Source organism: Paenibacillus sp. GCM10012306 (assembly GCF_042649265.1).
GTDB lineage: Bacteria > Bacillota > Bacilli > Paenibacillales > Paenibacillaceae > Paenibacillus_AQ.
This window is the reverse complement of the sequence record NZ_JBHRYW010000012.1, coordinates 1-13,785: the sequence shown is the minus strand read 5'-3', so window position 1 is coordinate 13,785 and position 13,785 is coordinate 1. Positions and strand designations below refer to the sequence as shown.

The following is a 13,785-nucleotide window of genomic DNA, read 5'->3' as shown; positions in this document are numbered from 1 at the left end:
ACTTTTAGTCCTCCAATTCGTAGCGGTAATCCTCGATCACCGTGTTGGCCAGCAGCTTTTCACACATATCTTTAAGGCGTACTTCCGCTTCAGCGCGGTCATTCGTATCCAAGGTCAGCTCCATATATTTACCGATACGCAAACTTTCTACTTCCTGAAAGCCAACTGAGTGCAGTGCACCCTGAACTGCTACCCCTTGGGGATCGAGCACACTTTTCTTGATGGTGACATAGACCGTTGCTTTTAACATACGCTTGTAGTTCCTCCTAAAAGTTTGTGGGCATACCGTAGAGCATCTATAGAGACTTGCCGGTAAGACGATGATAAATATCCAGATAACGGCGGGTGGTTTCCTCCACCACTTCATTTGGAAGCGGATCAGGCTTGCTATTCTTATCCCAGGAAGAGGCAGCGAGGTACGACCGTACCGGCTCCTTATCCATGCTATCAATCTCAATATCAAGTGCGTAATTGTCCTTAGCCCAGAAGCGTGAAGCATCCGGTGTGAAAATCTCGTCGATCAGAATCACCTTGCCGTCCAGCAGACCGAACTCGAATTTGCAATCTGCGAGAATGATGCCCCGTTCGGCGCAGTATTCTCTGGCAAAAGCGAACAGCTTCAGGCTTTTCTCCTTCAGCTCAAGCGCCAGCTCCGCTCCAATCAATTCTTGCATCTTCTCGAAGGGAATATCCTCGTCGTGACCGACATCGTTTTTAGCCGCCGGGGTAAAAATCGGCTCCGCCAGCAGCGCATTCTTGCGCAGGCCTGTAGGAAGCTCAATACCATTGACCTTGCCGGTCTCCTGATACTGCCTCCAGCCACCGCCGGTGATGCAGCCCCGAACGACGCATTCGATGTCGATACGCTCCGCCTTGCGGGCCACCATAACACGGTTGCGCAAAGCTTCCCGATCCTTGACGATCCCGCCAAGCTGATCCACATCGATATGCACCACATGATTCTCGATCAAGTTCTTCGTCTGGCCGAACCAGAAAGCACTCAGCCGGTTAAGCACATTGCCTTTCTCCGGCACCGCCGGATCGAGCACATAGTCGAACGCGGAGATGCGATCTGTGACGACGATCAATACGTTATCCCCCAAATCGTACAGCTCACGAACCTTCCCTTTATAGAGCAGCGGCGCATCAATGAGTTCCACAGCTGTGGATATGGCCGGTGATGTCATGATCTTTCCTCCCTATGAACGAATGATCTTCTATAACTTGCGAAACCTGTAACTTTTGCGAAAAGAGTATCTCCTGCTACGTTGCTTCTTGAGAGCGGTGTTTACGGTATTCACCATTTACGGCCTATATCATATCGGTAATCAAAGCAGGTTCTACGCGTAAATAACGGCATTTTTGTACCTTAATTAGTGCCAACCCCGGGGCAACCTCAGATTAAAGGCATTATTGCACCTTAAATCTTTCAAATTGCCCTCTAAGGGGCCTTTTCCCTAAAAATAAGGTACAAAAATGCTCTTATTTCCCCTTTTTAGCCTTAAACACAGGATATAAGGTGCAATATTGCCGTTAATTGCAAATCGCACTAATACTAACGTCCTTCACAATCGCTGCGGCCGCTCCAGTGCTACGTGGCCGTTAAAAGCACGTAGCACGGTGGCCGTCCTACGACTACTTAGCAGACAAAACCATATAGCACCACGTCTGTTCAGCACTAGTTAGCAAGCAAAACCATATAGTACTTCTCCGTGCCACCACTACTTGGCAGATAAACCATGCATTCCTGCATCCATCCCGCCGCTACTCCGTTATGGAAGCTTGTAGCACTCTATCTACTAAATCAGCTCCAGCTTGCGGAAAATGGTGTCTACATGCTTCAGGTGCCACGAAGGGTTGAAGGCATCTTCAATTTCTTCCGGGCTGAGCACGCTGGTGATCTCAGGTGTAGCTTCCACGATATCGCGGAACTGCGTCTGTTCTTCCCAAGCCTGCATCGCGCGCGGTTGTACAGTATCGTACGCTTGCTCGCGGCTGAGGCCTTTGTCGATCAGCTTCGTCAGAATGCGGCCGGAGAACGGTACGCCAAAGGTGCGGTTCATGTTGCGCTTCATGTTTTCTGGGAAGACAGTCAGGTTCTTCACGATGTTCCCGAAACGATTCAGCATGTAGTTCAGCAACATCGTCGCATCCGGCAGGATGATCCGCTCTACGGAAGAGTGGGAGATATCTCGCTCATGCCACAGCGGCACGTTCTCGTAAGCAGTAACCATATGACCACGAATCACGCGGGACAGGCCGGAGATATTTTCGCAGCCGATTGGGTTGCGTTTGTGCGGCATTGCCGACGAGCCTTTTTGTCCCTTGGCAAAAGCTTCTTCCACCTCGCGGATTTCGCTCTTTTGCAGGGCGCGGATTTCAGTAGCGAATTTGTCGAGTGAAGTTGCAACCAATGCCAACGCAGCCATGTACTCTGCATGACGATCACGCTGCAGGGTCTGTGTGGAGATTGGCGCCGGGCTAGTGCCCAGCTTGCGACAGACGAACTCTTCTACAAACGGGTCGATGTTGGCATACGTGCCAACCGCACCGGAGATTTTACCAAACTGCACACCATCAGCTGCACGGCGGAAACGCTCCAGGTTCCGTTTCATTTCTTCATACCAAAGCGCCATTTTGAGACCAAAAGTAGTCGGCTCAGCATGAACACCATGTGTACGGCCCATCATCGGTGTATCTTTATAGGCAATCGCCTTGTCTTTCAGAATTTCAATAAAGTTAATAATGTCCTTCTCCAGTATCTCGTTCGCCTGGCGCAAAAGATATCCCAGCGCAGTATCAACGACATCCGTAGAAGTCAGGCCGTAATGCACCCATTTGCGTTCCGCACCAAGGCTCTCGGATACGGCACGGGTAAAAGCAATCACATCATGGCGGGTTTCCAGCTCAATCTCATTAATGCGGTCGATATCGAATTTGGCATCCTTACGCAGCTTCGCCGCATCTTCATGTGGGATTACGCCAAGCTCGGCCCATGCTTCACATGCGCACAATTCTACTTCCAGCCATGCTGCGAATTTATTCTCTTCGGTCCAAATGGCCCGCATTTCCGGTCTGCTGTAACGTTCGATCATATTTTTTCAGTTCCTCCAAAGGTTAGATTGCTCTACCCAGGACAGCCCGTCTCCGGTGTCCTTGCAGAGCAGGTTGATATGGCCCATTTTACGACCATTTTTGCTCTCTGTCTTGCCATATATATGAAGCTTAGGGATAACCCCCAGCTTGCCGGCTATTTCATCATAAGCGCTAACCTTACTTACCGCACCTTCCAAGTGCTGTCCAAGCACATTGACCATCACCACCGGGGTCAGTAGCGTCGTGTCTCCCAGCGGCAGATTGGTAATCGCCCGCACATGCTGCTCGAACTGCGAGGTCGCACAAGCGTCCATAGTATAATGCCCAGAATTATGCGGTCTTGGCGCCAGCTCATTGACGAACAGCTCACCATCCTCCGTAACGAACATTTCCACGGCCAGCAGGCCGACAGCGTTCAATCCGGTGATCAGTCTCTCCGCCAGCTCGCAGGCTCTGCGCTGAATCTCTTCCGATACCCTTGCAGGCACAATAGAGAGATGCAGAATGTTGTTCACGTGGATATTCTCCGCAGGCGGGAAGCTTTTCACCTCGCCAGACGCGCTGCGGGCGGCAACTACGGAGATTTCGCACTGAAAAGCAACGAATTTCTCCAGGACCAGCTCCGGCACGGCTGCTTCGGTTGATTTGCCCGCTTCACCGGCGGGCGCTCCAGCCACTGCGGCTCCCGGCGCTACCTGCCGGAACGCCGCTTCGAGCTCGGCCACCTCGCGGATGACGGCTTGCCCCTTGCCGTCATAGCCCCCTGTGGCTGTCTTCAGCACACAGGGCAGGCCCAGTGCGGCAGCCGCGGCCTCAAGCTCGGCCAGGCTGCCCACCTTGCGGTACGGGGCGACCGGCACGCCGGCAGCCTCGATCGCAGCTTTTTCACGCAGTCGGTGCTGTGTCGTATACAGCAGCGCACTGCCCTGTGGCACGTACGATTCCTCCGTCAGCAGCGCGGCTACGCCTGCGTCGACGTTCTCGAACTCGTACGTGATCACATCGGAGCGGCGCGCCAGCTCACGCGCCGCGTCCCGGTCGTTGTACGCCGCCGTAATCTGCGGCGTTACTTGCCCGCAGGGCGCATCCGGCGCAGGGTCTAGCGCCACAAAGCGGTAGCCCATGGCGCTGCCAGCCAGCGCCAGCATGCGGCCAAGCTGGCCGCCGCCGAGCACGCCGATGGTCGAGCCCGGCAGCAGTGTCCGGGCCGTTGCCGCCCCGGACGTCCCCGTTCCGGCGTCCGTTACCGAACCATCTCTACCGGCCGCTGTCGATCCGGACGGCCCTGTTCCACCGTCCGTCCCCGAACCAGCCCCACCGGCCGCTGTCGTATCCAGCGCCCCATGGGCAGCAGCGGCGCCATTACCCGCGCCGCCTGCCACATCCGCAGCCAACAGCTTCTGTGCCTCCGGCCTCATAAGCTGTCGCTGCTTTCCAGCACTCCGGCGGTAATAGCATCCCGCCGGAGCTGCACTCGATCCTGCACCTGCGGATCGAATGCGCCGATGATTTGCGCGGCCAGGAGGCCCGCATTCACGGCTCCAGCACGGCCGATCGCTACAGTCGCCACCGGAATCCCGCCTGGCATCTGCACGATCGAGAGCAGCGAATCCAGGCCGTTCAAGGCCTTGGATTGTACGGGCACACCAATGACTGGCAGTATCGTTTTCGCTGCCACCATCCCTGGCAGATGCGCTGCTCCGCCTGCGCCTGCAATAATGACGCGGAGGCCACGCCCCACCGCTTCCTCAGCATATTGGAACATCAGGTCCGGCGTACGATGCGCGGACACTACCTTTTTCTCATAGGATATTTCCAGTTCCTCAAGCACTGCACAGGCGTGCTCCATCGTTTCCCAATCCGATGTACTGCCCATGATGACACCGACTTGCACAGACATGATTTGACCCTGCCTTCCGTAAAAATAAGATGGATACACATTAGTTTCCCATAATTCCGAAAAAAAAAGCCCGATTTCCAGACGCATTTTGCTGCGGGAGGATCGGACTGCCAAGGAAATACATGAGGGCGGGTCCCGCTGTCCCTGAATGACATTTCATCCGGTGCGGGAAAAGCACATACAGCTTCGGCCAGTTATACGGGCCCGGTGCTGCTGCGGCTATCCTTCATCACATCTCCTCGTAGTCCGGTAATTTACGGTTCCCGGGTAGAAACTTCCGGGCCATATCCCCGGCTTTATACGAGCTGTTCATAGCTTTAGTTTAACAACGCCCTACACATCATGTCAACTTAAACACGAACATTGTAAAATACAAAAGTTTAAACGTTCGCTTTTGAGTATCTTTTCTTTCGTAATAAAGGGCTAATGTTCTGCAAAACAGATTTATTTTCTTACAAAGGCTTCCACCTTCAGGATTAGGGACCTGACAACCTGTACCTACTTGTACGCAAAAAAGGGGAATGCCGCTAGCGGCCTCCCCTATAATCGATTTATTTGACAACCAGCACTGGAATGCGTGCACTTTGCACGACATTATGGCTGACACTTCCCAGAACGAATTCACGGATCCCACCAAGCCCACGGCTACCGATGACAATCACATCCACACCGTTCTCCTTGGCATAATTCAGAATGACCTCCGCAGGCGAACCCTGCAGCAGCTCTACCTTTGCATTCAACCCTTCCGCCTCAAGACGTCCCTTCACTTCTTCTGTCGTCTGCACCGCGAGATCATAATATTCCTTGTTCACCGAAGCTGGCAGAGGCGCAAGAGCTTCCCCGATGAAAAAGCGCGGGAAATCAAATGCGTGTACGACATGCAGGGATGAACCTGGTGTGACCTTGGCCAGTTCAATTGCGCGCTCCAACGCTTGATTGGAAGCCTTAGAACCGTCATAGGCGAGCAAAATTTTAGAGAATAACATGTACGCCACCTCTTTTTCTGTTTTGTATAGCCATCATGAAATTCATAATGCTATCATCTTAGAAAATAGCTGTAGAGCAAGGCATTCAGAAGCAGCAGCAGCGGAATTCCGATCCTAAAGGACATATGTCGCGTCTTGTGGCGCTTGCGGTACATTGCGATCAGCACACCTAATGCTCCGCCCATGGCCGCCAGCAGAAACAGGGTCTTTTCAGGTACCCGATCCCGTCTTTTCCGGGCTTTGTTCTTGTCCTCTGACATGACCACGTACCCAATAATATTAATCGCCACAAACCACAGCATGACCAATTTGACCATTCTTTCCGGCCCCTCCTCCTTGCAACCTATCTACTTCTTATTATATTACCCTTTTCACAAAAAACCAATAATAGTCCCCCGATGTTCCGCGAGGCCGGGCTATCTTGTTCTGACTGTTCAACTGGGCATTCGAGATTCTTAACATTCTACCGGCCTGACACTCTCAGCGCAAAACCTTCTTCGCAGGCACTTTTCCCTCGATCCATACCAGGGACAACACCGCCGCCAAGGCAGCAGCAATTGCTCCTAGCCAAAATCCCCCCGCAAGACCATACGCCGAGCTCATCCAGCCAGCCACGAACGGTCCAGCCGACATTCCTGCAGCATACACCGCTTGGTAAAACCCCATAGCCGTAGCCCGTTTAGCCGGGTCAACACCCGAGACCGACTTACCTAGCAGCAGCGGAAAAATGAGGCCCTGCATAAAGCCATTGCCCACTTGAGTGATGCATAGGGCGGCAAGCGTCGGCATGAATGGGATGAATAAGGTACACAAAGCAGTTCCGACAAAACCCAGTAACAATGTCCCTCGGTCACCCAGTAGCTTTCCGAACATACGAGAACCATAGAGAGTGGCTACCGCATGCGGGACCATGAAGGCCAGTGTCAGCCAACCCAAACTTTCTTTACTCGCCCCGATACTCAACGCCTGATTCGGCGTATAACCAAACATCGTAATGAACAGCACGCAGTGGGCCAAAGCCGACAATAGTGATACCCTGACTAGCAGCGGCTCCTTAATAACGAGTGCCAAATCCTTGACCTGCATCCTCCCTTCGCTTCGCTCGAGCCTTTGCTCCGGCAAGCGGAGAGCCAACAACAGGGCCAAGATAGCAACAATGCTACCGATCAGAAACGGTGTACTCCAGCCCCAGTGATCAACAATATAGCCACTGATCATCATGCTTGTGAGCTGGGCGATCACTGTAGTAAACTGCAGCATGCCCATTGCTTTTCCGGCTTCATCCTTAGAAAAATATCCCGTGAACATCACCGTGTACACAACCCATGCCGATGCAGAAATGCCGGACACAGCCCGGGCTGCAAGCGCCCAACCAGGCGCTGCACCCCACATGAACAGCAAACAGCTCACCGCTGTTGCAATAAGTCCCAAATAAATAAACGGTCGTCTGCGGTTCATATAGTCCGAACCGATGCCCATTGGTAGACGGAACAAAATCTGCATCAGCCCGTACACACCAAGCACCATGCCAACCATCATGTAGGAAGCACCCAAATGCTCTACGTAAGGTGAAAGTATTGGAACATAGATATAAGAAGAGAACCAATAGAAATAAACAATGATCAAAAAGAAAAATCGGCTGTTCCGACCCCGATGTGAGGTTCCTGCCGATGCAAGTTGATCTGCCTGTCGCAGATCGGACATACCATCACCTGCTCCATCCTTCATAGTCCGAAGGCTTGGTATTTCACAGGGTTCGTCTTCGGCCCTTTAAGTAAAACACATCCCTCACGGGTTTGGAAGATGATGGAGCGAGTCAACCTCTATCGACAACAAATCTCTCAGTGTCCGGCAGAAGCCTTATCCACATGTGTCAGATACTTGCGTCCCAACAAAACTATGCCGATAGCAACCACAACGAATAATGCACCAATGTAAAAAGGAACATGCGGGTTGTACCATTCCGCCAACTTGCCGGCCAGCCAAGGTGCCAATGCACCGCCGATAAAGCGTACAAAACTGTACGCAGCCGATGCCGTGGACCGCTCTACAGGTGCCGCCTCCATAACAGCCGTTGTAATAAGCGTGTTATTGGTTCCGAGGAAAGCTCCGGCAATGATTACTGCCAGAATCATCGTAATTTGTGAAGAGGTCCAGATTCCCATGACCAGTAGCGTAAGGGCAAAGAGCAGTAGAGCAGCAGACATGGAGCGGATCGACCCGAACCTTTTTTGCAGACGCGGGGCGACAAAGACAGAAGTGAAGGCCAGCAGCAAGCCCCAGCCGAAGAACACATAACCTAAACCATGCTCATCCAGATTCATTACAAACGGCGTGTACGCCATCAGTGTGAAGAATCCAAAGTTGTATAAGAACGCGGTAATGGCCAGCACCAGCAAGCCCGGATGTCTAAGCGCCTTAAAAGGATCAGCCAGTGAAGCCCGGCTTTTCTGTTTTGGAATCTTCGGCATTAGCAGCCCTATGGATATAAAAGCTATTGCCATCAGTGCGCCTACACCGAAGAACGGCCCGCGCCACGAAATTGAACCGAGTTCACCGCCTAGCAGCGGTCCGACCGAAATCCCTAGCCCCAGAGCCGCTTCATATAAAATAACCGCCTTAGCTGAACCGCGCACCGACAGGCCTACAATCGCCGAGAGGGCTGTGGCAATGAACAGCGCATTGCCGAGACCCCAGCCAGCTCTGAAACCAACAAGCTGTCCAATGCTGCTCGACATTCCGCCCAGCAGAGCGAATATGACTATTAATGCCGTTCCCGTCATCATCGTCCATTTCATCCCGATCCGGCTAGAAATGAAACCTGTAACCAACATCGCGATCCCAGTCACCAGATTATAACTGGAGAACAGCAGTGATACCTGACTCGGCGTAGCATGCAATTGCTTACCGATAGCCGGCAAAATCGGGTCCACCAATCCAAGTCCCATAAAAGAAATTACGCAAGCAAAAGCCACGGCCCAAACCGCCCGTGGCTGAGTCAATCGTCCGGCATTGCGTTGCAAACCTTCCGAGTCTATTCCCATTTTCTTTCCCTCCAAATTTAGATCTCAAGCTGTCCAGACTAACTATCCCCAGACCTCATCGATCGTTGTTCCAGCTAGTATGGACTTAACTCTCCTGTGACTACAGTTGCTCCAGAACATCCCAGGATCGTTTCCTCATATCCTCCAGCTCCGCTCGGAATGATGTCATCTTTTCCAGCTAGTATGGACTCAACTCTCCTGTGACTACAGTTGCTCCAAAACATCCCTGGATCGCTTTCTCATATCCTCCAGCTCCGCTCGGAATGATGTCATCTTGTCCTAGTATGGACTCAACTCTCCTGTGACTACAGTTGATCCAGAACATCTCTGGATCGCTTCCTCATATCCTCCAGCTCTGCACGGAATGATGTCATTTTTTCCAGCTTCCGGTCCAGAGCTTCTAACTGTTCACCCAGCTTTTGCTCCAATTCAATCAGCTTTTCCTTCCGTCCTGGCACTTCGTCTCTCCCTTTGTAATGGCTGCGATAGCTTTCCAGCAAATCATGAAAAGCTACAAACTGTTGCAAATCCACCAGTGAGATGCCCAGTACTTCCTTCGCATCCATAATCCTACGGAGACTCTCAATGTCCTCCTCGGTGTATAGCCGCGTTCCCTTTTCGCTCCGCTGCGGTGAGGCCAGCAGCCCCATCTCTTCGTAATAGCGGATGGTTCGTTTGGTTAGCCCAGTCTCCTGCGCGACCTGTTCAATCTTTAACCAGCTCATAACAGCCTCCTGCTCCAATCTATTAGGTCATTACTTTATGATTATTTTTGACTACTCTTATATTATATATAATGTTAACGTTAACGTCAAATTTATGCCTTGTTCATCCTTATTATAAGTACCTTATGGCGGCACGATACAAAAAAAGACTCGGCAACCAACACCGAGTCCTTTCATATTTTTAGAGCCAAGCCAGCTAATCTTTCTCTTATCTTTTCGATGAAAATTAGGCTGTGTTTCTGACCCCAACACATTTACTTAATAGCGTGAATTTCAACGTACTTCAAGATTGGAGGCGAGGAGCTCTTACTTGTAGTGATTGCCAGCCTCTTCTTCCTTCTGCTCTGATCTAATCTAATCAGCTTTGTTCGTAATGTCTTTTTTTCTATTATAAGCTGAACTTAAGAATTAATAAGCGTCAACCGACTGATACCATACCCCAACAGGGATTTACCGATTCATAAGGTTAGATCCATATCGTTATATTTATAACGTCTGAAGCTTCAGCTCGCCCTCTATAGTGAGGCCTTTAGCTACTCCTGAGATTTTAAACAAGCGAATTCCCTACTTGCTACTATTACTGACCCCGTTGCTCCTTTTTTTTGAAGATACGCGGCCCTACTCGCTACTCGTTTCCTTTCTTGCCTTCCATTGCAGCCTTTAACAGCTCACCCAGGTTGGAGCCGATGCTCTCCTGCTTACTGTACTGCTGCACGAGCTTCTGCTGCTCACGCTTGTTGACATGCTTGTGGTCTTTATCCATCGTCTCTGTAATACCGCAACCGAGGCATTGTACGTACAGTCCTGCCTTGCCTTCTTTCAGTTCCATTTTCTTATGGCACTGTGGACAGCGGCGGTTGGATAAGCGCTTCTCTCCCGAACGGGTGTAGCCACAGCTATCTGCCGGGCAGATGAGCATCTTACCCCGCTTGCTCTTCTTCTCCAAGAGTCTTGTTCCACATTCCGGGCAATGACTGTTCGAAACATTATGCGGCTTGTATTCCGCCGAGCTGGTCTTTACGCCAGATACAAGCTCCTGTGCCATGCTGCGGATACCCTGCAGGAATGGCTCAGGACGGCCTTGACCGCGAGCGATCTTCTCCAGCTCTGCTTCCCAGCGAGCAGTGAGGTCCGGTGTGCGCAGCTGTGGTGATACCAGACCGATAAGCTGCTTTCCTTTGCCCGTCGGATGCAGCGAATTCCCTTGACGCTCGATCGTATCCGAGCTAACCAGCTTCTCGATAATGTCGGCGCGTGTGGCTGGGGTGCCCAGCCCGTGCTTCTCCATTTGCGTCAGCAGCGACGCCTCCGTATACCGTTTCGGCGGCTGAGTCCGTCCGGCTTTGACTAGGCAGCGCCGGACCGTAACCGTCTCGCCCTCGCGCAGCTCGGGGAGCTTTACACCGCTCGCGGCTGGTTCATCCGCCGCTTGCTCATCCTCGTCGTCGTTACTCATATCGCCGCCGTAAACCTCACGCCATCCGGCATCTTTTACCGTGGTGCCTTTGACGTGGAAGCTCTCGCCCTCCACCTGTACAGTCACCGCTACAGCATCGTAGCGAGCCGGTGGATAGAACAAGCTAATGAAGCGCCGTACGATCAGGTCGTACAGCTTCCGTTCCTCCGTGCTTAAGCCATTCAGCAGCACCGTCTGCTCCGTAGGAATGATCGCATGGTGATCGCTCACCTTGCTGTCATCTACAATCCGCTTCGTGATCGGCAGCGGTTTGCGCAGCAGAGGACGGGCTAACGTCGCGTAAGGCCCGACAGCCACACTATCCAGACGCTCCTTCAGTGTTCCCGTCATATCAGAGGACAAATAACGGCTATCCGTACGCGGATAAGTCACCAGCTTATGTTGTTCATAAAGACGCTGCAATACACTGGATGTCTGCTTCGCAGAGAAGCCGAACTTGCGGTTAGCATCGCGTTGCAGCTCCGTCAGGTCATAAGCGAGTGGATGCGGCTCACTCTTTTCACTTTTTTGTACCTTCGTAATCCGTCCGTTCCGTCCGGTCAGCTTCTCGCTTAAAGTTTTTGTCTTCTCTTTATCAAAAATCCGTCCATCTCCACCATTGGCCCGCCAGCTAGCCTGAAAATGCCCAAAATCAGCAGACAAGGTCTCAAAATCCTGCGAGCGGAAGCTGGTAATTTCATTTTCCCGATCCATGATCATTCCCAGCGATGGTGTCTGCACCCGGCCCGCCGATAGCGGTGCGCCGAACTTGCAGGTCAATGCCCGCGTTACGTTCAGCCCAATCATCCAGTCGGCCTCTGCCCGGCAGCGTGCTGATTCATACAACCGGTCAAAATCCTTGCCCGGCCGCAGTGCAGCAAACCCCTCCTTGATCGCCTTATCTGTCTGCGAAGAGATCCAAAGGCGCCGGAACGGCTTTTTCCAACCGGCCATGTTCATGATCCAACGCGCCAACAGCTCACCCTCACGCGCAGCATCGGTAGCCACAATCAGCTCTCCGACATCCTGCCGTTTCATCAGATGCTGTACCGCCTTGTACTGTTGGCTCGTCTCCCGCAGCACCTTCAGCTTCGCTTTCTCCGGCAGAATCGGCAGATCCTCCAAAGCCCAGGTTGCAAATTTATTGTTGTAATCCTCAGGCTCCGCCAGGCCAACCAAATGCCCCAAAGCCCAGGTGACTATATATTTAGGTCCTTCAATATAACTCTTCTGCTTCTCCTTACATCCCATAACCCGCGCAATCTCCCGCGCCACAGACGGCTTTTCCGCCAATACGAGTACCTTCATAACTCTCTCCTTTCCATACGGAATTATTATAGCATTAAATGAAAGACAGCAAATAACGTCAGGACTGATTTACTGTAAGGGCATACATCTTTCCTAAAAACAAAGGACCTTGTCTATATCAGATTAGATCTCTCCGTTTAATAAAAAAGAGTACTATATACAATTTTCTTATCTTTCAAATATCAAACAAGCAGTGAATAAGATCGTATCGCCGGAAATCCCCTGCACATACGCTCCTTCAGTTGACAACGAAGACCGGGAAATTGTTATCTCCTGTCCAAAGGTCGCCTCTTGTGAATAAGTGATATTAAACCGTTTCAGCTTTTTTCCATCCCATTCATCCAAAGACAGCGCATCACAACATAAATCACCGTACTTGGCATTGTTCAAGTGCCCGTTATTGTCCAGTCCGCTGTATCTTACTTGATAGCGATAAGCTTCCTGCATAAGTAACCCCTCAGGAATCTCCACTTTGCTCGGCATCTCTCCTACTGAGTCGGCTACATAGTGCTGCACTGGAACTGGTAGTGCCGAAGGCCGGAGAATTTTACGTTTTTCGATATCAACCAGAGCCCAAATAGAGCGCGCGCTCGCAATCTCATTGTCACTACTATCAAAAATTCGGTAATCCCGCTGCCACAAAGCGCCTTTGGTTCCCTTACTCCAAGTTCGAATAGATAGCGTGTCATTCGGCCGTGGCGTGGATTGAAAATCAATGTCCAGAGTAATTAGCATCCATGCCATTCCTACCTCTAACAATTTCTCCAGACTAACTCCTAGCCCACCTACCGCAGAATCCGCTGCACGCTGCATCATATCCAGAATAAAGGACAATTTAGCATTGGAACGATAATCTGTATCGCTAGCATGTACAACCTGCTTCTCTATCCACACAAGTTTATTAGAGTTATCCATAGGTATCCTTCTTTCATGTAAAAATATCTATCAGTTTTGTAGGCGGTATCCACATATCCCACTGCCTATCCACATAATCTGGGGAGTACTCACCTAAAAAGTACTTAAAAACACTTAAAAGCCCTTATCCACATGTGGGTAACTTTAAATAGTTTACACTTTTCCTGTATTTACCCACAAACTCATCTGTGAATTTTTCTGTAAATTAAAACTTTAGACAACAAAAAAGTCCTTGTTGATTACTCAACAAGGACTCATGTGCTTGGCGGCGTCCTACTCTCCCAGGACCCTTCGGTCCAAGTACCATCGGCGCTGGAGGGCTTAACGGTCGTGTTCGGGATGGGTACGCGTGGAA

The 13,785-nt window shown here is 51.3% G+C and carries 12 protein-coding genes, 1 rRNA gene and 1 riboswitch; all 13 genes read right to left on the bottom strand.

Annotation, left to right across the window (positions count from 1 at the left end; genetic code table 11):
* Nucleotides 1–4: 4 nt before the first annotated feature.
* Nucleotides 5–250 (bottom strand): phosphoribosylformylglycinamidine synthase subunit PurS, encoded by a 246-nt coding sequence (purS, locus tag ACFORK_RS22485; protein WP_066379412.1) that lies wholly within the window; start codon nt 248–250, stop codon nt 5–7.
* A 46-nt stretch (nt 251–296) separates the two neighbouring features.
* The gene (locus tag ACFORK_RS22480; RefSeq protein ID WP_379203229.1) at nt 297–1,187 is read right to left on the bottom strand and encodes a phosphoribosylaminoimidazolesuccinocarboxamide synthase; all 891 of its coding nucleotides are present in this window, start codon (nt 1,185–1,187) and stop codon (nt 297–299) included.
* Between the two features lie 612 nt (nt 1,188–1,799).
* A complete protein-coding gene (gene purB, locus ACFORK_RS22475; RefSeq protein WP_379203227.1) occupies nt 1,800–3,095 on the bottom strand; it encodes an adenylosuccinate lyase in 1,296 nt (431 codons plus the stop codon).
* 6 nt (nt 3,096–3,101) lie between these two features.
* Nucleotides 3,102–4,244: a 5-(carboxyamino)imidazole ribonucleotide synthase gene (purK, locus tag ACFORK_RS22470; RefSeq protein WP_379203535.1), complete on the bottom strand. Its 1,143-nt coding sequence runs from the start codon at nt 4,242–4,244 to the stop codon at nt 3,102–3,104.
* Between the two features lie 266 nt (nt 4,245–4,510).
* Entirely contained in the window at nt 4,511–4,996 is a 486-nt protein-coding gene (gene purE / locus ACFORK_RS22465; RefSeq protein WP_379203225.1) for a 5-(carboxyamino)imidazole ribonucleotide mutase, read from the bottom strand.
* A gap of 222 nt (nt 4,997–5,218) precedes the next feature.
* Nucleotides 5,219–5,320: riboswitch (purine riboswitch) on the bottom strand.
* Nucleotides 5,321–5,547: 227 nt separating this feature from the next.
* Nucleotides 5,548–5,982 carry a universal stress protein gene (locus ACFORK_RS22460; RefSeq protein ID WP_379203223.1) on the bottom strand — a complete coding sequence of 145 codons (435 nt, stop codon included), beginning with the start codon at nt 5,980–5,982 and terminating at the stop codon, nt 5,548–5,550.
* A gap of 53 nt (nt 5,983–6,035) precedes the next feature.
* Nucleotides 6,036–6,299 carry a DUF1294 domain-containing protein gene (locus ACFORK_RS22455; RefSeq protein ID WP_379203221.1) on the bottom strand — a complete coding sequence of 88 codons (264 nt, stop codon included), beginning with the start codon at nt 6,297–6,299 and terminating at the stop codon, nt 6,036–6,038.
* Nucleotides 6,300–6,462: 163 nt separating this feature from the next.
* Nucleotides 6,463–7,710, bottom strand: coding sequence for an MFS transporter (locus ACFORK_RS22450; RefSeq protein ID WP_379203219.1), 1,248 nt, complete (start codon nt 7,708–7,710; stop codon nt 6,463–6,465).
* A 113-nt stretch (nt 7,711–7,823) separates the two neighbouring features.
* Nucleotides 7,824–9,026, bottom strand: coding sequence for an MFS transporter (locus ACFORK_RS22445; protein ID WP_379203217.1), 1,203 nt, complete (start codon nt 9,024–9,026; stop codon nt 7,824–7,826).
* Nucleotides 9,027–9,331: 305 nt separating this feature from the next.
* Nucleotides 9,332–9,751: a MerR family transcriptional regulator gene (locus tag ACFORK_RS22440; RefSeq protein WP_379203215.1), complete on the bottom strand. Its 420-nt coding sequence runs from the start codon at nt 9,749–9,751 to the stop codon at nt 9,332–9,334.
* 625 nt (nt 9,752–10,376) lie between these two features.
* A complete protein-coding gene (locus ACFORK_RS22435) occupies nt 10,377–12,515 on the bottom strand; it encodes a DNA topoisomerase III (RefSeq protein WP_379203213.1) in 2,139 nt (712 codons plus the stop codon).
* Between the two features lie 168 nt (nt 12,516–12,683).
* Entirely contained in the window at nt 12,684–13,430 is a 747-nt protein-coding gene (locus tag ACFORK_RS22430; RefSeq protein ID WP_379203211.1) for an acyl-[acyl-carrier-protein] thioesterase, read from the bottom strand.
* A gap of 260 nt (nt 13,431–13,690) precedes the next feature.
* Nucleotides 13,691–13,785, bottom strand: a 5S ribosomal RNA gene (gene rrf / locus ACFORK_RS22425); the annotation flags it as partial.